At 54.5% G+C, this 21,570-nt stretch carries 18 protein-coding genes; 7 read left to right on the top strand and 11 right to left on the bottom strand.

Annotated features, from left to right (window positions below):
- Positions 1-51: 51 nt before the first annotated feature.
- Both EYC98_RS18380 and EYC98_RS18375 read right to left on the bottom strand, forming a co-directional pair.
- Positions 52-3,099, bottom strand: coding sequence for a hybrid sensor histidine kinase/response regulator (locus EYC98_RS18380; protein ID WP_279246854.1), 3,048 nt, complete (start codon positions 3,097-3,099; stop codon positions 52-54).
- Positions 3,096-6,494 carry a hybrid sensor histidine kinase/response regulator gene (locus tag EYC98_RS18375; protein ID WP_279246853.1) on the bottom strand — a complete coding sequence of 1,133 codons (3,399 nt, stop codon included), beginning with the start codon at positions 6,492-6,494 and terminating at the stop codon, positions 3,096-3,098. The genes EYC98_RS18380 and EYC98_RS18375 overlap by 4 nt, the downstream gene beginning before the upstream one ends.
- A gap of 97 nt (positions 6,495-6,591) precedes the next feature.
- On the opposite strand from EYC98_RS18375, the gene EYC98_RS18370 reads away from it, so the two are divergent.
- Positions 6,592-7,071 (top strand): response regulator, encoded by a 480-nt coding sequence (locus EYC98_RS18370; RefSeq protein ID WP_279246852.1) that lies wholly within the window; start codon positions 6,592-6,594, stop codon positions 7,069-7,071.
- Here EYC98_RS18370 and EYC98_RS18365 read toward each other — a convergent pair.
- From EYC98_RS18365 to EYC98_RS18355, 3 genes are all read right to left on the bottom strand, one after another.
- Positions 7,068-7,535: a hypothetical protein gene (locus EYC98_RS18365; RefSeq protein WP_279246851.1), complete on the bottom strand. Its 468-nt coding sequence runs from the start codon at positions 7,533-7,535 to the stop codon at positions 7,068-7,070. The two genes, EYC98_RS18370 and EYC98_RS18365, sit on opposite strands and share 4 nt — an antisense overlap.
- Positions 7,536-7,702: 167 nt before the next feature.
- Positions 7,703-8,956: a cytochrome P450 gene (locus EYC98_RS18360; RefSeq protein ID WP_279246850.1), complete on the bottom strand. Its 1,254-nt coding sequence runs from the start codon at positions 8,954-8,956 to the stop codon at positions 7,703-7,705.
- 83 nt (positions 8,957-9,039) lie between these two features.
- Positions 9,040-10,146, bottom strand: a complete 1,107-nt coding sequence (locus tag EYC98_RS18355; RefSeq protein ID WP_279246849.1) for a DUF3089 domain-containing protein — start codon at positions 10,144-10,146, stop codon at positions 9,040-9,042.
- 209 nt (positions 10,147-10,355) lie between these two features.
- Here EYC98_RS18355 and EYC98_RS18350 point away from each other — a divergent pair, with 209 nt between their 5' ends.
- Positions 10,356-10,712 (top strand): DUF3127 domain-containing protein, encoded by a 357-nt coding sequence (locus tag EYC98_RS18350; RefSeq protein WP_279246848.1) that lies wholly within the window; start codon positions 10,356-10,358, stop codon positions 10,710-10,712.
- Between the two features lie 13 nt (positions 10,713-10,725).
- Here the strand turns inward: EYC98_RS18350 and EYC98_RS18345 are convergent, their stop codons facing one another.
- Entirely contained in the window at positions 10,726-11,196 is a 471-nt protein-coding gene (locus EYC98_RS18345) for a hypothetical protein (RefSeq protein ID WP_279246847.1), read from the bottom strand.
- 193 nt (positions 11,197-11,389) lie between these two features.
- Between EYC98_RS18345 and EYC98_RS18340 the strand changes: the two genes are divergently transcribed.
- The gene (locus tag EYC98_RS18340; RefSeq protein WP_279246846.1) at positions 11,390-12,421 is read left to right on the top strand and encodes a GGDEF domain-containing protein; all 1,032 of its coding nucleotides are present in this window, start codon (positions 11,390-11,392) and stop codon (positions 12,419-12,421) included.
- Between the two features lie 33 nt (positions 12,422-12,454).
- On the opposite strand, the gene EYC98_RS18335 is transcribed toward EYC98_RS18340, so the two are convergent.
- Positions 12,455-13,435, bottom strand: coding sequence for an SAM-dependent methyltransferase (locus EYC98_RS18335; protein WP_279246845.1), 981 nt, complete (start codon positions 13,433-13,435; stop codon positions 12,455-12,457).
- A gap of 118 nt (positions 13,436-13,553) precedes the next feature.
- On the opposite strand from EYC98_RS18335, the gene EYC98_RS18330 reads away from it, so the two are divergent.
- On the top strand, positions 13,554-14,111 hold the full coding sequence (locus EYC98_RS18330; RefSeq protein ID WP_279246844.1) for a DUF1993 domain-containing protein: 558 nt from the start codon (positions 13,554-13,556) through the stop codon (positions 14,109-14,111).
- Positions 14,112-14,237: 126 nt separating this feature from the next.
- On the opposite strand, the gene EYC98_RS18325 is transcribed toward EYC98_RS18330, so the two are convergent.
- Both EYC98_RS18325 and EYC98_RS18320 read right to left on the bottom strand, forming a co-directional pair.
- Positions 14,238-14,711, bottom strand: a complete 474-nt coding sequence (locus tag EYC98_RS18325) for an Hsp20 family protein (protein WP_279246843.1) — start codon at positions 14,709-14,711, stop codon at positions 14,238-14,240.
- A gap of 194 nt (positions 14,712-14,905) precedes the next feature.
- Positions 14,906-16,039: a hypothetical protein gene (locus EYC98_RS18320; RefSeq protein ID WP_279246842.1), complete on the bottom strand. Its 1,134-nt coding sequence runs from the start codon at positions 16,037-16,039 to the stop codon at positions 14,906-14,908.
- 190 nt (positions 16,040-16,229) lie between these two features.
- Here EYC98_RS18320 and EYC98_RS18315 point away from each other — a divergent pair, with 190 nt between their 5' ends.
- On the top strand, positions 16,230-16,865 hold the full coding sequence (locus EYC98_RS18315; RefSeq protein ID WP_279246841.1) for a glutathione S-transferase family protein: 636 nt from the start codon (positions 16,230-16,232) through the stop codon (positions 16,863-16,865).
- A 42-nt stretch (positions 16,866-16,907) separates the two neighbouring features.
- Here EYC98_RS18315 and EYC98_RS18310 read toward each other — a convergent pair whose 3' ends face one another.
- Complete coding sequence (locus EYC98_RS18310; protein ID WP_279246840.1) at positions 16,908-18,755, bottom strand: phospholipase D-like domain-containing protein; 1,848 nt, start codon at positions 18,753-18,755, stop codon at positions 16,908-16,910.
- Positions 18,752-19,666, bottom strand: coding sequence for an endonuclease/exonuclease/phosphatase family protein (locus EYC98_RS18305; RefSeq protein WP_279246839.1), 915 nt, complete (start codon positions 19,664-19,666; stop codon positions 18,752-18,754). The genes EYC98_RS18310 and EYC98_RS18305 overlap by 4 nt, the downstream gene beginning before the upstream one ends.
- Before the next feature lie 162 nt (positions 19,667-19,828).
- On the opposite strand from EYC98_RS18305, the gene EYC98_RS18300 reads away from it, so the two are divergent.
- Positions 19,829-20,191, top strand: a complete 363-nt coding sequence (locus tag EYC98_RS18300; RefSeq protein ID WP_279246838.1) for a rhodanese-like domain-containing protein — start codon at positions 19,829-19,831, stop codon at positions 20,189-20,191.
- Positions 20,192-20,350: 159 nt separating this feature from the next.
- Positions 20,351-21,451: a patatin-like phospholipase family protein gene (locus EYC98_RS18295; protein WP_279246837.1), complete on the top strand. Its 1,101-nt coding sequence runs from the start codon at positions 20,351-20,353 to the stop codon at positions 21,449-21,451.
- Positions 21,452-21,570: the final 119 nt, after the last annotated feature.

Genomic DNA, 21,570 nt, shown 5'->3' with positions numbered 1-21,570 from the left:
ATCCGTAGACCAGCTGACAGCCGGGGCTGCATTCGATATTCAGGCCAGTCATTAGCTGGCGCTGAAGTGCGGCTCTGCCGCCGCCAACTGCTCCGCTGCCTGTTCAAAGTCATACATATCGAGTGCCGCCATAGCCGCAGCTACTTCAGCATAACCGGGCGCTGCTTCGTCAAGATTTTCCAGCAGCGACTGCGCCATATCCAGTGCCTCAGGATTGTTCTCCGCAACCGCCGCAACAATATTGGCAAACGTCGCATTGCGCTGCTGCGCATCGAGCGCCTCCGCGGGTGACTCGTTGTCACTATAGTCTGCCAGCTGGCGCTGGGAGTCGCGTGTCAGTGCAATCGCCTCTGCCAACTGCGCCTGATCTTGCTCAGTCACCTCGCTGCCGCTCTTTATGCCCTGCTCAATGACCTGCGCTGCGGCACCTAACTCACCCGCACCCAGATTAAAGGCAATGCCCCGCAGTTTATGCGCCAGGGCCGCAGCGTTGTCGGTATCCCCTGTAGCCAGTGTTGCTTTGATCTGTTCGCCAGCATCCGCATAGTCCCTGCACAAGTCCTGCAGCAAACTAAGATAGAGCGTGGTGTTACCACCCACTCGCGCCAGTCCTTCCTTAAGGTTCAGTCCGGGCATTGACTCAGGCAATTCATCGACGGATGCAGCTGGCTCGGTAGCGGCAAACTCCGTTTCGTCAAAATCGCGCTCACCGGGCGCTATCCACTTGAGCAATGCGGCGTACAGGTCATCCGGAGCAACTGGCTTGGGAATATAGGCATTCATGCCCGCCGCCTCACCCTGCTCACGATCCTGCGGCATAGCGTTGGCGGTCATTGCCAGTACCGGCAATGCTGTGAATTGTGGGTTGGCGCGAATAGCACGGGTAGCCGTATAGCCATCCATTACTGGCATTTGTACATCCATTAATACCAGATCGTAGGGTGCTGCATTCACTTTCTCCACCGCCTCTGCACCATTCTCCGCGGTATCGACGATCAGTTTTGCCTGACGCAGCAGTTCCCCTGCCACCTGCAGGTTGAGCGGTGCATCATCCACCAGCAGAATGCGCGCGCCGCGAATCGGCGTCAGGTCTAGCGGCTGGTTATCGCTTACCTCAGCAGGGAGGGCGTCGGTGATCGGTAACATGAGTTCGAAACTGAAAGTACTGCCTGCACCAGGCACGCTCTGTAGCGTGATATTTCCCTGCATCAGTTGCACCAACTTCTGCGCCAGCGCCAGGCCAAGGCCGGTGCCGCCGTGCTCACGGGTCATGCTGTTGTCGGCCTGAGAGAAAGCGTCAAACAGCTGGACCTGCTGCTCAGGTTCAATGCCCGGGCCAGTGTCAGCAACCGAGAAACGTATACTCGCTGCAGCGCCGCTTGCCTGCGCGCAAGTAACGTCAAGCTGAACACTGCCCTGCTCGGTAAACTCCACCGCATTGCTCAGCAGGCTATCGAGCACCTGATTAATGCGCACCGCGTCACCCAGCACTGCCTCTGGAATCTGTTCATCGAAAGATACATTGAATGTAAGCCCCGCCTCTTCAGCACGAACTCCCCAGCGCTCGGACAAGTCGCCTACCAGTTGTCCGGGCGCAAAGGGGATGGGAGCACAGGCGAGTTCGCCATCTTCCAGCCGCGAAAAATCCAGCACATTGTCGATAATCCCCTGCAGCCCGGCAGCAGAGCTCTCCACCTTGCTAAAGTAGTCACGCTGCTGTGGGTTCAAGTCTGTGGCCAGGCCCAACCGTGTTAACCCCAGAATGGCGTTCATGGGGGTACGCAGCTCGTGGCTCATCTTGGCGAGAAACTGCCCCTTGGTTGCCAGCGCGCCCTCCAGTTCAGTGTTCGCATGCACCAGCTCGACCGTGCGTTGTTCCACTGAAAACTCCAATTGTTTGAGTATCTCCGTGTAGCGTTCGGCCATCATCAACGCGATCAGAAAGATCAGTAGTGCAGCGACAATATACAACAGGCTTTCGGTGCCCAGAATGGCGCTTTCCAGAATCACATCGTTGACCACGGCAAGGCCAAGTAACATCATCAGGACAACCACGCCCATGGCTGAGCGACTGCCGCGATAGGCACGCCACCCCAACATAACCGCCATAGAGAACGCCCAGAGCGCACCAATTGCCTGAAACGGCCGCAGGGTGTAGCGCAGAGTGAGGTCCAATGGCAGCACCACGGCGGTAACAAAGAACAGCACAAAGATAACCGCAAAGCCGTGGGTCATCAGATTGGGTGGGGTGCGCGTTGCACCCAACAGCGTATTGGCAAACACCACAGGCATGATATAGAGAAAAACAAACTCAGCTTTTTTGTGCCAGAGGTAAGGCACATCGAGAAAAAACTTGCTCTGGCTGGTTTCAAAGGTGTAACCGGCCAGTACCAAACTTAACAGGCCGAACCAGAGAAACTCTTTGAGTATGGGATTGCGGCGCGCAATCAGCAGGTGGTACACACCGAGCACCAGGTAGAGAACGGCAAGCAGGAATTCTGGGAGTATCGCCGCCGAGACCTGCTTTTGCCGGAGGTCGCCAATAGTGCCCAACAAATATTCACCGAGGTGGGGGCCGGTTTCCCAGGAGCTGCCAATAGCGGGGTCACGCCAAACGCGCAATGCCAACACCACACGGCCATCAGCATCTATAGCCTCTGCCGGAATCGAAAAGGTGGCATGTTTGTCGTAAACGGCGGCCGCGTTTGGCGGCAGGCCGCCAACCCCGCCAAGCTTGATACCGCCCGCGTAAATTTCGTAGGCACTAATAACGCCGCCCAGTGAAACAGCCAGTCGGCCCATATTCTCACGTACATTCTGCTTGGAGGTGTCCAATTGCACCGCCAGCCTAAACCACAGCATACCGGAATATCCGGCATGCCCTGCGGGAGCATGGCCTGGCACCGCAGTCGCCTGCCACTGGCTTGCGTCCAGCTCCGGCATGGCCCACGCCGGATCATCGCCGAGTTTGAATTGCCACTGCCCGGCCAGTGATACTGGCTGCGCAACATCGTCCACCACCACGGCGTATGCCGGGGATACCAATACGCACAGCAAGAGCAACAAAGGGCTCAGCCTGGCGCGACACTGCTTGCTCACGCGGACTTCAAGTCCCGCTCAATGTCGACAAGCAGGGGCTCTGCAGCGCCAAAATCAAAATTGTCGAGCAAGTCGCGCAGCTGCTTCAGTTGCGGCGCCATTGCATCACCTCCGGCCTGCCCGGCCAGCAGTTGATCAATCAGCTCGGTAGCGGCTGGGTCAAAGGCTGCCACGGCTGCCTGCAGATTCCCGAGCACGGCGGCAACATCAATAGCACCGCCACCGTCAGCGATCGGCTGCAGTTGATAATCCTGGAGTAGTATTGCGGTTGATTCCTGCGCCTGCACCAAGGCAGCTGCCAGCGTTTTAATTTGCTCGCCGCTGACCGGCTCGCCGTCGAGCGCTGTCTGCTCAATGCTTTGCGCAGCCGCACCGATCGCAGCCGCGCCCAGGTTGTTGGCAATACCGCGGATCTTATGCGCCGCACCGCGAATCTCATCTGCTTTGCCAGCGGTCACCAGCTCGCCAATAATATCGGGGGCATCGGCATACTCGCGCATCAGATCAGCCAGTAATTGCATGTAGAGCGTTTCATTGTTGGCCAACCGCTGCAGGCCCTCAGCAATTTCCAGGCCCGGCAAACTGGCGGGCAATGCGGGGTCGACAGGAGCCGCATCTGCTATTGTTGAAGCGGCCACACCTGCCGGCAGGTTATGGCTATAGTCGGCCTCGGGAATGGCCTTAAGCAGTGCCTGATACAGGTCGGCCGGGTCCACCGGCTTGGCAATATGGCCGTTCATACCCGCATCGCGCGTCCGTGCCCGATCCTCGGCCATAACATTGGCGGTCATCGCCAGAATCGGCAATTGATCATAGGGGTAGTCCTCGCGCAGCACACCAGTAGCTGTGTAGCCGTCCATACCCGGCATCTGAATATCCATCAGCACGCAGTCATAGTCATTAGCGCGCACTTTAGCGACGGCGTCATTGCCGTCGCAGGCTGTATCCAGCACCAACGGCACTTTTTCCAGTAGCTCGCAGGCTATCTGAAGATTGATCTCTGAGTCGTCAACAACCAACACACGCGCGCCGCGAATTGGCAACAGATCTCCCGGCCCGGTGCTAGTGCCAAACTTGCGCGCACGGCGCACCACCTGTTTGCCGTAGGCGATCATAATAGTATCGAGCAAGGCAGAGGGTTTGATCGGCTTAGCCAGGAACGCATCTACCATCGATTCGTGTTCACTACTGGGCATCTCCCAGGAGGACAGCAGCACAATCTTTGGCACTCTGGCTCCATCGCGAATAGCCAGCGCGACATCCAGCCCCGTCATACCGGGCATCATCCAGTCCAGCAACACCAGGTCAAAACTGTGCTGGGGGCGCATTATTTCCAGTGCCTGCTCGCCGGTCTCCGCCACAGTCACTGTATAACCAAAGGACACCAGATACTCCTGCAATATGTCGCGGGACGCCTCATTATCGTCAACGACAAGCACGTTCAGGCCCTGAGGTACCTCAGTGCGGGCGGGCTGCTCCTCTTCGATCGCCGCCTGCTCAAGCGTCAGTGTGAAGTGAAAGCTGCTGCCTTCGCCCGGTACACTGTTGACTTCTATGTGCCCGCCCATCATCTCGGTAAGCTGCTGCGAGATGGCCAGACCCAGTCCGGTCCCGCCGTACTGGCGGCTGATGGTACTGTCGGCCTGGGAGAAAGACTGAAACAGGCGCCCCAGCTGCTCTTCATTCATACCGATGCCGCTGTCACGCACATCGAAATGCACTTTCACCCGGTCGCCATCGCGGCTGGTTTCGCGTACTTCGACAATGATTTGCCCCTTGTCGGTAAATTTGATGGCATTACCCGCCAGGTTGATCAGTATCTGTCCCAACCGGGTCGGGTCACCCAATAATACGTCCGGCAGCGCTGGGTCGCGCTGGAACACCAACTCCAGCTTTTTGTCCTGGCAGCGCACCATGCAGATGGTGGCAAGGTTATCGAGCACCTCGTTGAGCGAAAACGGAATCGATTCAAACTCGAACTTGCCCGCCTCCAACTTGGAGAAATCAAGGATGTCGTCAATGATGGTCCGCAGAGAATTGGCGGCGTTATCAACCTTGGTCAGGTAATCCTTTTGCTTGTTATCCAGGTCTGTTTCGAGACACAGGCCGGTGAGCCCGATAATGGCATTCATCGGTGTACGGATTTCATGGCTCATGTTGGCCAGGAAAGTGCCTTTGGTATCGTTCGCCGCTTCTGCTTCTTGGCGAGCTTCCTCGGCGCTGAGGAATAATTGCGCATTACGCACGGCGGTTCCCAGTTGCGTCACGTAACGCTCGATAGACTCAATATCCTTCTCGGTTAAGTCAAAGGGCTCCTCAGATGCTGCAAAATAGATACAACCCATCGCTCGGTTCTCGATCTTCAGGGGGCACATGAGCAACGATTTAAGCGGGTGGTGGCTGACGATCAGTTTGTCAGTAGGCCGCCCTGCAGCTTCAACGACATCCATCGTGATATGCCCGAGAAAAATTGATTCGCCCCCGACCACACTGGCGGCGGCAAAGCTGTCTGCGGCATCCAGCGGCAGACCTTTTTCGATCAGGAACTCATCCAGCACTGCCGGGAAGGGACGCCCTGCCTGCTGCCTGAGCCGCAGTCGGTTATCTTCATTATCAACGGTAAACACGCCCATCTGCTCGAAACTGAACATGGACTGCAGACCGTGGTAGATCGTATCCATGACCGTGTCTACGTCCAGCGTCGAGTTGACCAGCGTAGCAATGTCGTTGACCGCGGTTATTTCCCGAAAGGCCTGCTCCAGTTCGGCTGTACGTTCCTCAACCTTAAGCTCGAGGGACTTTTCTGACTCCTTTAGCGCGACTATCGCCTTGCGCATACCCTCGGCAGCCTGCTTTAGCCTGCCTCCTGACTGCCACAGGGACAGCATTACCACAGCCGACAACGCAGTGACGCTGAAAGATTCGACATCGGCTATGACGTGATCGGGGACTGTTGCGGTGTACCAGGTCGGCAAAAGCTTGGTGATACTGCCGACCACAATCAACACAATCGAGCCGGAGATAACCCATCGAAACATCAATAGCGACACGTAGGGCAATACCATCAGCACGGGCAGGGTCGCCGTAACGATCAATACCCCGTAGAGCCGGTCGCCAATAATAATCATGAAGACCGATATGATGTACCAAACGCTGGAGACCAGCCCTACGGCACGGTCGACGTTATCTTTTTTGGCCTGCAAGTGGGCCATAATGGCCAGCGGCAGAATCAGCGCAAAAACAAACAAAGCCAGCGTCGTCGCTACCGGGCTGCCAAAAAATATGGCCAGTGATCCGGATATCAAGCCCACCGTAAGAAAAAGGAGGCTGGTCGCTAAAGTAATGTTCGAGAACTGCTGTGCTTCTACGCTGACAGGTTTGTCTGGTTTATTCACGTTTACAATGCGTCCTTATTAGTATATCCAAGCACGAGTAATATACACTGCCGCGATAGTATTGTATCGAAATGCCAGATCAAGTCAGGAAATTGCAATGAACCAAACTATACCAGAGAAGAGCCGGTTGCTGATCGTCGACGACGAACCCGGCAACATCAAAATTCTGTCCAGCATACTCGCTGGCGACTATGCTTTGAGTGTTGCTACCAGCGGCGAGCAGGCCCTGAAAATCGCCCAAGTGCAACATCCCGATATCGTATTGCTGGACATGGTGATGCCAGGCATGGACGGCATTCAGGTTTGCGAAGCCCTTAAAGCTGGCGAAGCTACCAAGGATATTCCGGTGATTTTTGTCACCAGTATGACCGACACCGCCAATGAAGAGCGCGGCCTGGATGCCGGCGCTGTAGATTACATCAGCAAGCCGATAAGTCCGCCCATTGTGAAAGCAAGGGTCAGAATCCATATACAGAATTACCTGAGCAAGCGCTTCCTGGAAAACCTGCTTTCCAACCAGGACGCCACGCTGGACGATGCCAAGAAAGAGGCCCAATCCCTGCTGGTGTTTGTTTAGCTCGCCGTTTTTAGCAGACCGTCCACATAGTCGACGAAGCTGGCGCGATAGCCGGCTTTGGTCTTGGCCCAGAACTGCTGGATACGTGGCACTGACATTGCCGCACCAGTGCGGCGCTCCCAGGCTTCGAAGTATTCAGGGTCCAGGTTTTTCTTCTGGTACTGCACAAACACCAGTTCATTAAGCTCAAACAGCGCCGACAGATACCCTTCAAACTTGAGTGACTCCAGCGGACTCAAAGTTTCGCCGGTGGCAGCTTTGTAGCGAATTTCTGCCAGGTCACCCGAGTAAGACTCTGCGCGAAACTGTATCGCCAACTCCATCACCGAATGGATACTGGCATCGCGAGTCTCCGATGCACTGCTGCGCATCTGCAGGGCCAGGTAGATCAAGGAAATAAATACACCGATTGAACCGCCGAAATCACCAATGGCGCCCAGCGCGTCCCAATTAATAGTTTCCATACTTTGTTGCTCTTTACCTAATGAAACCGCCGACTGCTTAGTTTACTGAGGCTTGCTCATTGCTAGGACAACTCAGGTCCTGTTTTCTCTCAGCTTCTGCCTTTTAGACCAGGCAAACTTGCGCCCCTAAAAGTAGCCGACGAGGGCAAGCAAAGAACCCTGCACCCCTATGCGCGGGCTGCAGCCTCAGGCTCAAACTGCAATGGCATCGCCTTGATGCTGTTGACGAAATAGTCACGCACATACTCTACCGGCGCGGCGAAGCGCGGGTTTTTCAGGCGCGGTATTATTTCTTCAAACATCACCTGCATTTCCAGTCGCGACATGTGCGCGCCAATACAAAAATGCTCGCCGTTACCAAAGGCCCGGTGCTGGTTGGCCAGTTCCGGGTTATTACGGAAGCGCTCCACATCAAACTGCGCGGGATTCTCAAAAATCTCCGGGTCATGGTTAATGGCCTGCCAGTTTAGCACCATCTTGTCTCCTGCCCGCAGCTGCTGACCCTGCACTTCCACATCTTCCATCACGGTGCGGCGCATCTGCACAAAGGCGGGGTTATAACGTAACACCTCTTCTACCGCATAGGGAATCAGGGTGGGGTCATCCACCAGCTTGGCCAGTTGCTCGGGGTGCTCAATCAACAGGCGCATACCGTGTGCTATCACCGAGCGGGTACTCTCATTACCCGCCGCTATCAGCATCAGGAAGAACAACTGAAACTCGTCCGCCGTCAGTTTTTCATCGTTGACGGTGCCGTCCAGCAGTGCCCCCACGATATCGGTCAAGGGCTCTGTCTTGTGCTTTTCTGCCAACGCGGCGGCGTAAGCGTAGACTTCGATTGCTGCCGCCTGGGAGGCAGCAACGCCATCTACACCACTCATATCTTCGTCTTCGGTGAAGATCATGGTGTTGGTCCAGTCAAAAAACTGTTGTTTGTCTTCCATCGGAATACCGCACAACGACAGAATAGCGATCAGCGGTAACTCCGCCGCCACATCAGTGACAAATTCGCATTCGCCAGTGTTGGCAATAGCATCGATAGTTTCGCGGGCAACCTCCCGAAACCGCGCCTCGTAGCCCTGTACCGCTTTGGGAGTAAACGCGTTGCGCACAATGCGCCGATATTTGACGTGTTCCGGCGGGTCCATGTTTACCAGCATCAGTCGCGACAGCGCGACCTCTTCCTCAGGCATTTCCTTGGGTAAAATAGTCTTGGCAGCGCTGGAAAACAGCAGCGGGTGCTTGCACACGTAGTCTGCCACCTCGCGTTTCGTCACCGCCCAGTAAGGCACACCGGTAATCGGGTCCTCGATATAGGCCAGGCCATCGGATTGCTCGCGGACCTCGGCAAATATGGCGTGATGACCACCGCCAACATAAATGTCCGGGTCGAGGATGTTTTTAAAGGGGCACTGAGACATGGGCTTGGGCTACTCTAAGTCGGAAATTTGAAGGCAATACTGTACTATATTCCGCCTGCCACGGGTCAATTTAGCAGGCAGGTTCAATGGTTAGCCGCCTGCACCTCGACGATGCGCAGCAGGTCCCCCATGCCAAAATTGTAGTCCGCCAGATGCAAGGAGGCCGGGGTTGAACCCAAAAATACTTGTATTAGCTGCGGGGTAAACGGGGTAGAACGACCCGGTGCTACATCGGCACCCAAACTGCCGTCGCTCTCGCAGTTGGCTGAGTACAGTCCCGGGTAGGCGATCCAGTCGGTCTCTACGCCTGCTGGAAAAGGTATCCCTTCGTCACGATTGTAGATGGTGGTAGCGGCAATACCTGGCTCACCGCCCAGTGCAGTCGGGTTCACACAGACCCTGGGTTGCTCCAGTTCAGGTCGCTGCTCCGAGTCACCGGCCGCAACGGTATCGTAGGCAACTACGCAACCGGTGTCAGTGGCCTGGGTACATAATGGAATGTTTTGCAACGAACCACCGGTCAACTCGCCTTCTGGTACCTGGTAGGCCCCAAGCGACCCTATCACCAGTGCAGAAATCATGCGTGAGCGCAGATCCTCGTCATTGTCGTTATCGAACCGCTCCTGCAACAGTCTCAGCAGCACGTGAGCGCCCTGCGAGTGCCCAATCAGTACGAAATTGCGCTCGGGATTCTCCAGCAGGTATTGGTCAAAGGCAGCTTCGATATCGCTATAGCCCAAGCTAAAATAGCCGCTACCAAAGGGGTTCTCTACCGAGTAGCTGCCAATCGTCATTTGACGGTATTTTGGGGCATACATCTCACACAGCTCAGTGAAGCGAGCCGCCTGATTGTAAAGCGGTCGCACCAGCGACGTATCGTCACTCAGGTCCAGCGTATTACCGGGCTCAGGGCGCAAGTCCACAGTGGGATAGACATAAAAACAGTCAAACTCCGCATCCACTACCGGCTCATGCTCAAATACCGCGGTGTTGCCGTCTTCGTAGACATAGGTTGTTGTTTGGTCCAGCTCCAGGCAGCGATCCAGGGCAATACCCGGCTTACACAGCCACAGCGCCTCGTCTGCATAGCGACCCAGCTCACCGTCGCCACCATTGCCACAGCCAGCCAGTAGACCCAACAGCGCTGCTATCAACAAACCTCTCAAACTCTGACCCTGCCTACCACTCACTACCGCACTACTCCCTGAAATCGTCCCAGAATGGTCCCATCACTCCTCTGTAAAGAGCGAACTGACCCTGCATAAAAGCGCAGCAGTATAGCGGCTGCAGGGTCAGGAAAACCACCTGACGGGAATTTTAAGGGACGACTATCAAGTGCCCGCCAGCAGCGCTAGACTAGCGCCCTGACAACAAACCGAATTCAACAGGGTGTAACAGCGTGGCCTACGAACTGACCGGAAAAATCAAACTCCTTCAAGACGAACAAACCTTTTCCAGCGGTTTTCGCAAGCGAGAAATGGTGGTTATCGTCGAAGACGGCAAGTACCCCCAAGAGATCAATCTTGAATTTGTGCAGGACAAGATCAGCCTGCTCGAGAGCCTGCAGCCCGGACAGGAGGTGACGGTCACTTTTGATATTCGCGGCCGCGAGTACAACGGGCGGTACTTCAATAATCTTCAAGCCTGGAAGGTGACAAGCGCCAGTGCCAACGACGCTTACGATCAGTCTTACCCTGAGTATGATTCAGCACCACCGCCGGCAGACGCCAACTACGACGACGATATTCCTTTTTAGGACTGACCGGGCTTCAGTTTCGCGGCTGTAAGCGGAACAAATACGCCTCGGCCACGTTTTCGTTGCGGGGTCGGTTGCCATACTTCTCTTCATAGCGGTCGCTGAAACTGGCGAACTCTGCCTCGGTCGCCACCCGTTCGGCGCGCAGCTCATACAATAGTTCACCCACCAGTAAGCGCACATTCGGATCTTGCTCAATATTGACCACCCAGGTGGCTTGATTAGCGCCCGCATGCACATAAAGGCTGGGCCCCATATCCACTATCCACAATTTCACTGAATAGGGCTCTGTCGGGTTGGTTTCCAGTTCGATAATATTCACATCAGCGATACTACCCCACTGCGCTGGCGCCGGCGTCAAAGTGCCGTTCAGTTCGCCGCCGGAGAATGGCACATAGCCACAGCCCAGCATTAGAGCAGTGAAGCAACAGAGGGCGAAAGCCCTTCCAGGGCGAAGCAAAGCGGGGGTTGACTGCTGACTCATGAGGTCGATTCCAAGTAAGGAGGTGACCCCAGTTTAGCGTGATTTGCTTAGCGATGGACAACCGGAAAGCACTAGCACGACTTATTGCAGGCGAACCCGCAACTCAGAGCAAGACTCACCTTGGCCATCTGTTACCTATATGTCATAGTCCGACCGCTCACTCTATAAAAACAACTGCAAAACGAGTCTGCCTGTGACTACTGAATTTCTGAAAGATACCTCGACTTCTGTGAACTCTGCAGAGGATGTACCGTCCATGTCTGATCGCAGTCTGGAAATGTCCATCATTTTTTGGATCAGCTCAGTGACCATCGTGGTGATCAGCGGTTTTGCGGTGTATCGCTGGCAAACCGACGACAGCGGTGGCGCGGCTGTCAACACGCTGATCGTGTCGATGGTAGCTATGGTGCTCATGCTGAGCCGCTACCCGCGTCATAGCGCACTGGCCATTAAACTATTTGGCCTGACCACCTGCAGCGCCGCACTGCTAAGTTCACTGCTAGTCAGCAACAATGGTCTGCTCTGGGCGCTGCTGGTATTACTGGTCAATACGCTCACCCAAACGAGGCGTTGGGCACTGGCACTCAATGCTGTGGTGATTGTGGTACTGACCGCGGCCACCCAGCTGTATGAGTCTTTGCTGCAACAAGTCAGCTGGACGACCGTCGCCATTCTAATTACCAGCTTTGCACAGCTGTCCACAGACCAACTTCGAAAACAACGAGAGCTACTGGCAAAACAGGCCAACATTGACCCACTGACCGGTGCCGGTAACCGTCGTCTGATGCAAAAGCACCTGCAAGACCTGGCCACCGGTCGCCGCAGCGGCGAACGCAGCGCCACCCTCATGGTATTTGATCTCGACAACTTCAAAGAAGTGAACGATCAACACGGCCATGAGACCGGCGACCGTGTACTCATAGAATTTGTGCGCTCAGTGCATTCATCACAGCGTGGCGACGATGGATTTTATCGCATGGGCGGCGAAGAATTTGTGATGCTCCTACGCGGCATGAACGAAACCACAGCACGCGCCTATTTGCCTGGGCTACATCAGCGGCTCTCGGGACAGGTTAAAACCCCCAGCGGAGCCGTGGAGTTCTCATCGGGGGCCGCAACGCTGCGCCAAGGTGAAGATTGGTCGAACTGGCTGGCACGTGCCGACCGCGCGTTATATACCGCCAAGAACTCTGGCCGTAACCAGATACTTTTCTGCGAAGACTGATACTGCGGGAAGCCGGGTGCCGCAATAGGCTTATCAGGAGCCTACCAAGCACGCTTCAAAACAAGGGTAAGGACCGGTTTTATAAGCGATATCCCAACACTGACCTGCTACCAGCGGTGACAGCTCCGGGAACAATCGCGCCAGGGTTATTTCTGCCTCCCCCACTCCCAGCTGGTGCTCGCCAAATACAGTAATGTGAGTATGCAACACTGCCCGCCACTGCTGCAGTTCGGCAACAGTGGGTATCTGCACACGCACCGACGTAAGGTCGACATTGGCCGCCAGACTTAACAAAGCACCAAGCCTCTTCAACTCGCCCTCTCGCTGCAATACCAGAGACACATCTATCGACTGCGGAACCAATACGCCCTCTCCCACCAACTGCGGAGCAAGCTGCCGGGTAATCGGCACCTGAGGTTCCTGCTCCAAAGCCTTTTGCATGGTCTCCACCACAATGAGGTGCAGCGGATCTGGGTGCTGATAATGACAGGCGTCAGCTCTCACCAGACTCAAGTCATGTTCGGCATAGCCTGCGCTGGCAATCAGTTGCTGCACGCTATTGAGTGACTCTTCATGAATATCCAGCAGCACCATTTGCAGAGTACCCGGTGCAAAACGGTGCAGTAAAGGCAGTAGCAACGTCGCGTAGGGCCCGCATCCTGCATAGAGTATTCTCAACGGTATTGGTGCCGAAGATGCCTCCGTGTCCAATGCGGTCTTCGCCGTCGCAAAGCGTATCTGCGCCGCGCAGATAGCAGCGTAAAGGCCACGGATATACACCACCGTGCGCCGGACATCAGCCACGCAATGAGCCGCTGCCTGCGGGCTAATGGCCACCCCGCTATTGAGCAATGAATCACCGGACCAGGCGTCAAAGCAGACGTCGGGCTGGACACCTCCAATGCTCGTGCAGAGGTCGGTAAATTCAACCAGCGCGGCCTGCTGCTCGAGCGCGGTAGCCGTGCTACTCAAGATGCAGTCGCCAATGGCGGCAAACGTATCGGTGGCGTTCATCGAAAAATTCCTGGCGCGGCAAGATCGCTGACCGATGCTACTACCCGCTGAGTGCATTCTACCCTATCATGGCGCGCGCTTAATCAACCTCGACCAACACCCACAATGGAGTTCGCCCATGAGCAACCTGATGTACCAAATGTCTGCCCCGGTATTCACCCACCAGCTGAAGAACCTGGCCGCAATCCTTAAAACCGCAGCCAAAGACGCTAAAGCTCGCGGCATCGATCCATCAGTACTATTGAATGCACGACTTGCACCAGACATGTTACCAATGATTAGTCAGGTCAGAATCGCCACCGAGCATGCCAAGGGCTGCTGTGCGCGCCTGGCAGGTGTGGAATCTCCAGTGTTTGCGGATGACGAGGAAACCTTTGCCGAGCTACAAACTCGCATTAAGAATACGCTGGCTTTTATTCGCACGATTAAAGCCAAGCAATATATCGACAGTGAAGCACGCGAGATCGTGATGAAAATACCGATCGGTACCCTCGGCTTCAGCGGCATCGACTATCTGACTGGCTGGGCCCTGCCCAACTTCTACTTTCACTACACCACGGCCTACAACATCCTGCGCGATAACGGCGTAGCGCTGGGCAAGGGTGATTTTTTGGGCCAGGTACCCGGCATGAGCATGAGTGGCAAGATCGCCAAAATGATGCAGAAGAAAAGCTAAACCTGCACTAGCACCGCGTACGGTTGCTCATTAGAAAGACCCACGGGCGCAAGAGCGCCCGCTTAGTCAAAACAAGTCCTGTCACTGATTCGCTGCTGCGCCCAGGCGCAGCAGCACAGAGGAGAATCAGGCAGCCTTGCTATCGCTTACCTGATGTTCCAGCACATCGCTGGACTTGGCCGCGCCATTAATCGCAATCTTCTGCGGCTTCATAGCCTCGGGTATTTCTTTGAGCAGACTGATCGTCAGCAGCCCATCGCAAAGATCTGCAGCGGTCACGTTGACATGGTCGGCAAGATTAAACTTGCGTTCAAAGGTGCGGTTAGCAATGCCCTGATGCAAGAATTTTCTCTCGCCCGATTTTTCCTTCTCGCCACGAATTAACAGCACGCCGCGCTCTACCTGAATATCAATTTCAGCGTCTGAGAAACCAGCGACGGCTAGTGTTACAGCGTAGCGGTTGTCGTCCAGTATTTCGATATTGTAGGGCGGAAAGGTGGCAGCAGAAGTTTCCGAACGCGACGCGTTATCCAACATATTTGCCAAACGGTCAAAACCAACACTACTACGATAAAGGGGGGTTAAATCAATTGAGTTCATACTATATTCTCCATAAGAAGCAACATAAAAAAGACAACGTAAAGCCAACAGCACTCTCAGAGAGACCTGCTGCGACATAGACTTATCTGTGGGCGAAAAGCTTTATTTCAAGGGGTCATGTAGATTTTCTGCGCGAACACTTGCTACCGTGGGGAATACAGCAGGTAGCAGTAATACGAATTTTCCCGGGTAGACTAAGGCAGTTTCGTTCGCAAGATGTGTTCATAGCGCCATATGGCTTTGCTACCCCACCACAGCAGGTAAAAGAACAATAGCGGCAGCAGAATGCTTTTCAGTACGATGGAAACCAACAGCGTCATAGCGCTATCAACAAAACCACTTAAGCTGTCCTCCATTGACTCCAATTGTGCGTTCACCAGCTCCTTCCAGGCAAACAATTTACCGATGTCTGCTGCCGTCCAAGCGCCAGGATTTTCGCTTAAACCTGCCTTATCCATCTGCTGAAAAACCGCCGCTGCCTCATCATCAATCAGCCCAATAGAGCTCGAAAATTCTTCCGCCTGCAGTCGCAATTCATTAAGCTCTGCGTTGGCAGACTGCTCTGCCGCAGACTCGACACCAAAGAGGCTGCGCCGACTTTTCAATACGGAAACAGTACTCTCCATAAAGGTGATATCGAGGTGCAGCTGAGCTAACTGACTCTGGTAATCACGCTTACTCTTACTCAGCTTACTCAGTCGATCCAATAAGCGGTCGCTATCCTTTTGCAGTGGCGGCTTGCTGCTTACCATCATGTTCAAACCACGCAAGCTGTTCTGGTAGTCCTGCATCTGCACGTGACTAGCAGTGTCGGTCGGCTCCAACAACACTGAGTCCAGAGAAGCCGTTAATATAAATACCAGGCTTAGCGACAACCTCACGAATACGGTCAGCAGAAAAAGTCGCAGCAGCACACTGGTAAAACTTGGTCGCTGCATCGCCGACGCTGCGATGGTCAATAATCCAAGCCCGCTGACGGCTAGATTGAAGGCTGTAGCAGAGACTACCTGTAGCATAATTTTCTGCAGAATCAGGGCCCCCAGGGCCAGGGTAACCACACCAGAAAAACGCTCTATCAGATCATTGACCGGGTCTAACACTTCGCCCAGTGCAATATTGACCATGGGGAAATCGATAGTCGTGCCTTGCAATACTGAAACCAAGGCATTGATACCGCGAGAAGTCGCATAGATAGCACTGACGCTATAAATAGAGCCAGTGGTCCAAGCCTCAGCCAAACCCGATACGACAGGTAGCCAGCACACTCCTACGGCCAGCACTACCAGTAAGGTCAATCCCGGGTGGGGCATATAGTTGCCTGTTCGCATAGAACATCCTTACGTCACATTGCTCGGCTATCAGCCAGCTATCACAGCACCAAGCTGGCCGAAGATCAACCACCGCTGTAAAGGGTTGCGACAAAAAGTACTGTCATAGAAAGTGCCAGTAACAGTATACTTTCCGGCGAGCGCTCTACCTTATAAGGCTAGCTCCAATCATCTATCCAGCGAGAGTATTATGATCAAGTTATATGGCGCCAACGCCTCACCATTTGTTCGCAAAGTCATGGCGGTTCTGGCCCTGAAGGATTTGCCCTACGAGCACATACCCTCCATGCCTTGGTCTGGCGACGAGGAGCTGGCCAGGGTCAGCCCGTTACAGAAAATTCCTGCGCTGGTCGATGGCGACCTGAATATATCGGATTCCAAGGTTATCTGCCGTTATCTGGAGGCCGCCTACCCGCAGAATCCGGTGTACCCCAGCGACATAAACCAGCGCGCCCGCGCCGACTGGTTTGAAGAATACGGCGGCAGTGCGCTGGCTGAATCGGCTGCGTCCATATTTTTTCACCGTTTTATGCGCCCGATGGTGTTCAAGCAAGAAGTAGACGAGGAGGCTGTGAGTAAAATAGTCGACAAGAAACTGCCTCCCATGCTCGACTACCTGGAAAGTGAAGTGCCTGCAGACGGCTTTTTGTTTGAGGAATTCGGCGTGGCCGATCTGGCACTCGCCTCCCCCTTCGTCAACGCCGGCTACGCTGGCTATACCATTGATACAGCGCGCTGGCCCAAAATGGCCGCACTGGTCGAGCGGGTTAAGGCACACGCTTCCGTGTCTCCATTACTAGAGGTTGAAGCCAAAGCTTTTGGCTGACCGGTACTAGCGGCGACGACAGGATTGCCCTGCCGTTTGCCGTTAAAACAACCAGTCCAGACCCAGGCTCTTTAACATCCGGTAGATGCCGCGCTGCTTGCGTGAGGAGGAACCTTTTACCCCCGAAAGCTGCATGACCTGCTGGCGCATCGCGAACCATTCGGGCGTACCCCACAGATAAGAGGTGGCCTTAAGGTCATCAAATTCAACATTCAACGCGTCGATCAACTGCGGACTTTGGAAGAAGTAACCCATTTCGTTGTTGAACAAGCGCGATCGATAATCGAAGTTGGAGGTACCGACAAAGGCCAGGCTCGTACCGACCACGTATTTGGCGTGCATTTTTCCGTAATGTACCGTGCCACCCGGCAACAGCACTGAGTCAATGCCGCCGGTCTGGTAGATACGAATACGCGGGTTGTTGACTTGCTCAAGCCAGCGCTGGCTGGTGACAAGTTCAGGCAAATCAGAACCAGATTCCTTTGCCGCCAACCAAGCCGCTCGAGTCTCTTCGTCCAGCAGCAAACGTGGGGCCGTCTCCATATCAATGATGGACTGCGCGGAAAAATTGTCGGAGGTCAGAATCGAGTTGGTAACAATTTCCAGAGTGGCACCCGGATTTGCGTTCAGCCAGGCCAACGTATTTTCAGCCTCGTCCAACAATACCTCGCCACCCTTGCCCTCGTAACGAGCCAGAAACAAGTAGGGAGAGACATAGCGCACCTGCTCGCGCTGCGGCTTGATCTCACCAATTTGCTGTAATACATACACAATAGAATTAGGATTATTGGATATATTACCGGTGGCATTAGACACAGGCTTGCTATCGGTAAGGTTGGCCAGCTCATGAGCCAGTAGCACCTTGGCTTCGGCCAACCCTGTAGTCATGAAGGTAGGCATATGCGCCATATGCTGCTGCATCGCAGGCAACGCTTTTAAACGCGCCAGGCTTGCCTGCGCGGTTGCTCTTTCACGACGATAGATAGAACGCGCCTGCTCAGTCTTCAGCGGTTTCTGATAGGCATTGTCCTTGAACAGAAACAACACGGTAAAGTAATGCTCAGTAAGCTCACCTAATCCCAACTCACCCTCGCCCTGCACAGCCCCATCGCGTAACAAAATTTCGGTATCTCGGTAGGTGTCAGCATTGGGCGCTCCGTTTTTATCGACACCATAGTAATCCACAGAAATATTGCGCCCGCCGGTGATAAGCGCGGCTTTGTCGGGGAACATGCCGTCGACAATGATTAATTTGTCATGCGAGCGGCGGTTAGCATTAGCCAGTAGTTTGGACAGCGGGTTGAACACCACTACCTGCAACCTGGCCCGACGCGTGGTCAGTTCGCCAGCCGCATTACGCATAAAACCGGCTTCTTCAGCACAAGTCGCCAGAGCGCGTAGACTCGACCGCGGCAGCGATATAGAGCCTATGGAATCCACCATAAAACGCACATCAACACCACGCACCACCGCATCACACAACGCACCCATCAGTCCCAGACCAATCAGATCGTTCTTATAGATGTAGTACATCATGTCGATGGTGTGCTCGGCATGCTCAATCATCCAGAGCTTGGCTGCCAGTGAATCCAACGCGGCCTCCGCCGAGGTACCCAGAATTTTGCCACGCGCTGGTAACCTGGGAAGATCGACTTGCTTGCTGAGTTCTATCAGGTCCTGCTCACCCTTTTGCGGATGATAAAAGTTACGCAGAGCATACTGCTCGTCTATCTCAACATCTGCCACCGCCCCCATCGGCGGACACTGCGGCAGACCAGCAGCAACGCCTCCCTCAGGGCATGAAGTTGTGTAGGGCTGCGTGCTGCATGATGCCAGCGCCAACAAAGTCAGTAGCAGCGAGGCAATAGTAATAGGCAAACGTGGCGTCATAGCAGTACCTCTACTAACGCTAGCTCAGCAACAACGGTCAGATGGTCAGATACCACCTCAGGGATAACCCGATGATTTACAAATTTTAGTTGCGATGAAATCAAAATCCAGTCCAACCGCTTATGCTTGCCGACATAGGTGCCCTGGTTGCCGACCTCCGGTTCATAAGCCTGCAGGGACAGAGCCTGCGCCAAAGTACGCACCGCAGAGTCTGACTCCGCCCATTCTGCATTAAAGTCACCCATCACCACCAAGGGGCCAGTAACATCCTGCAGCGCAGCAATTAGCTCGGCGGCCTGACTATTGCGCACACTCGCCCGAGAAAAGTCCAGATGCAACGATACCAGCACCACTTCAAGCGCTGAGTCCAGTTTGTCATTCGGGTTCCAGTGCAGACGGGAGACCACAAAGCCCTTAGGCTTGGTCGGCCATGACGGTGCAAAAGTCTGCGACGCAGTCTGAAACAGCGCATAGCGCGACAGCAAGGCTGTGCCATAACTGGACAAGCGACTTTGGTCATGCAGCCCATGGAAGTAGCACGGCAGGCCCGCGCTGCCAGCCAGCAATTGAACATGATCGAAATCACCACTCCAACCTGACGCTGCATCGGCTTCCTGCAGCGCCACGACTTCCGCACCGCTGTTCTGCAATTGAGCAGCTACTAGACCCAGGTTAGACTCGATAGCCTGACGCGACAGCAGCAGCTGATTGAAACTCTGACGGCGCCCATGCGCAACGTTCAAGCTAGCCACTGTCAGGGTCGGACTCGCCAACACAGCAGGCGCATCTAAACAGCCGGCAGGGTTAGCCATTGCCAGCGCTGGCATCAGGCCAAAACAGACGCCAACAGCAATTTTGTAAAAGCGAAAAATGGCCTTGCGCTCGCACGTCACTTGAATAGGTTGCGCCATTATTATTTCACCGTAACTCGATTGTAAACCAACAGGAATTGGCCGGAGCGATAGAGCCATCATCCTGCATTAGCGTGCTTCAACCCAAGCCCGGCCGGCAATGGCTGCCAACTGCCGCTGCTAGCTCTTCCCTGCCATCGTCTCACAACGTAACATGGCCCTATGAAAACACAGAGTTCAAAGTTAAAAATCATAGGACTAACCATTCAACTGGGGCTAGCCTTGCTGCTCTATGGCAGCGCTATGCTAGCCCACGCGCAGGAGTCAGACCCAATGTGGATAGATGTTCGCACCGCCTCAGAGTTTTCCGATGGACATGTGGAAGGCGCTATTAATATTGAGTTTGGTGATGTTGTCGCCGCGCTTGGCCAGCGCAAGGTGGCTACTGAAACCGCCATTATTCTCTATTGTGGTAGCGGCAAGCGCTCGGGCTTTGCGCTGGAAAGCCTGCGCCAGGCCGGCTATGAAAACCTGACTAATGCCGGCGGACTGGATCAGGCACGAACCCTAAAAGCCAGTCAGTAGTTCAGTCGCGTTAACACCCACTGCTCCTGGAACCCTGCAATGGCCAGCGCACAGGGCGGTAGTTATGGGTTTGTCTTGACTAGCGCTATTCAAATTATGCACTATCCTCAGAGATAGCTGGTTTTATAATCAGCGCCACAATCTGTATAAGGAAAGGCTATGACAAAGCGCATTTTAACGATAGATGGCGGCGGCATTCGAGGTGTTTTTTCTGCCGCAATAATCGAGCAGATGGAAATCGCCAATGGCGGTAAACCAGCGTGCGAGTTATTTGACTGTTTTGTCGGCACCAGCGCCGGATCACTGCTGGCAGCCGGTCTGGCAAAAGGCATTTCCGCTGGCGAGCTGAAGCAGCATTTCATCGCATTAGGTGAGGGGCTGAGCATCAGCATGAACGCTGCTGCCAAGGACGACGGCGCGGGTGACAAGGGCGCTGCAGGACCTCGCAAGCGTAGAGAGGCCTCTTCCGCCATGCTGGAGGATGTTCTCAAAAAATTGCTGGGTGAAAACACGCGACCGGCTGACCTGAAGAAACGGTTTGCTGTGGTAACCAAGAATATGGACCTCAATAAGGTGGTCTTTTTCGGCAACTTCCCCAAAGACCAAGTAGAACAACCATCATTCTGGAGCGGCCAGGTTGATGAGAGCAGCGAACCGGTGTGGAAAATCGTTTTACGCAGTGCGGCGCTGCCGCCCCTGTTCGCCCCTCAGGGTGACTATCTGGACGGTGGCATTTCTCCTTTTGCTAACCCAACCTACGCAGCCTATGTCGGTGTGCAGCGCAGATTGGGCTGGAACCCGTATCGGGAACCCTTGAAATTCTACTCCGTGGGTACCGGCTACCATGAAGGCGGTGCCGGCTCCAATATCGGTGAGCTGGATGATGAGAGACTTTACGCCTCGATGGTTTCAGCGATGATGCAAGATGTGAACTTTCTGCAGCATCAGATCATGAAGCGTCAGGCAGCAGAGGGCGATATCTGGTACAAGCGCTATAACATTAGCTTCACACGTGAGGGTTTTGAGAAACTCGGTATTGAAAAGATACCCTCCAAGGAGGAGTTTGCGCAGCTAGCGAGCACCGCTTCGCCGCGCGTTAAAGAACTGGCAGAGTACGGCTCTTATGTAGGCAAAAAAATGCTTGCAGAAGGCAACGATTTCCTCGCCGGCGCCCCGCTGCAGGATCGGCGCAGCAATGTCTATAAGATTCCAGATGAACAGCGTTTTCTGAACATAGCTCCTGTCTCTGCGGTGCCATAGAAATGTCCCGCTGAGGCCCACTCTCATTGGACTTTCCGGTTAGTATTGACTAATCTGATGGCGTACTTTGCCTATTCCTGAAATTGATTTTCGTTCCAGTGATAATGCAGCCGCACCGC

Origin of the sequence: Candidatus Litorirhabdus singularis (assembly GCF_026262625.1) — a bacterium.
In the GTDB taxonomy this organism is placed as follows: Bacteria; Pseudomonadota; Gammaproteobacteria; order Pseudomonadales; family Halieaceae; genus Litorirhabdus; species Litorirhabdus singularis.
Note: the sequence above shows the minus strand (reverse complement) of the source record. Positions and strands in the feature narration are given on the sequence as shown.

Bases quoted from the DNA above. Each gene is read 5' to 3' on its own strand.
- EYC98_RS18320 (WP_279246842.1), bottom strand. From the start codon at position 16,039: ATGCGAACAGGCAACTATATGCCCCACCCGGGATTGACCTTACTGGTA.
- EYC98_RS18335 (WP_279246845.1), bottom strand. From the start codon at position 13,435: ATGAACGCCACCGATACGTTTGCCGCCATTGGCGACTGCATCTTGAGT.
- EYC98_RS18315 (WP_279246841.1), top strand. From the start codon at position 16,230: ATGATCAAGTTATATGGCGCCAACGCCTCACCATTTGTTCGCAAAGTC.
- EYC98_RS18325 (WP_279246843.1), bottom strand. From the start codon at position 14,711: ATGAACTCAATTGATTTAACCCCCCTTTATCGTAGTAGTGTTGGTTTT.
- EYC98_RS18345 (WP_279246847.1), bottom strand. From the start codon at position 11,196: ATGAGTCAGCAGTCAACCCCCGCTTTGCTTCGCCCTGGAAGGGCTTTC.
- EYC98_RS18295 (WP_279246837.1), top strand. From the start codon at position 20,351: ATGACAAAGCGCATTTTAACGATAGATGGCGGCGGCATTCGAGGTGTT.
- EYC98_RS18360 (WP_279246850.1), bottom strand. From the start codon at position 8,956: ATGTCTCAGTGCCCCTTTAAAAACATCCTCGACCCGGACATTTATGTT.
- EYC98_RS18300 (WP_279246838.1), top strand. From the start codon at position 19,829: ATGAAAACACAGAGTTCAAAGTTAAAAATCATAGGACTAACCATTCAA.
- EYC98_RS18365 (WP_279246851.1), bottom strand. From the start codon at position 7,535: ATGGAAACTATTAATTGGGACGCGCTGGGCGCCATTGGTGATTTCGGC.
- EYC98_RS18330 (WP_279246844.1), top strand. From the start codon at position 13,554: ATGAGCAACCTGATGTACCAAATGTCTGCCCCGGTATTCACCCACCAG.
- EYC98_RS18305 (WP_279246839.1), bottom strand. From the start codon at position 19,666: ATGGCGCAACCTATTCAAGTGACGTGCGAGCGCAAGGCCATTTTTCGC.
- EYC98_RS18370 (WP_279246852.1), top strand. From the start codon at position 6,592: ATGAACCAAACTATACCAGAGAAGAGCCGGTTGCTGATCGTCGACGAC.
- EYC98_RS18310 (WP_279246840.1), bottom strand. From the start codon at position 18,755: ATGACGCCACGTTTGCCTATTACTATTGCCTCGCTGCTACTGACTTTG.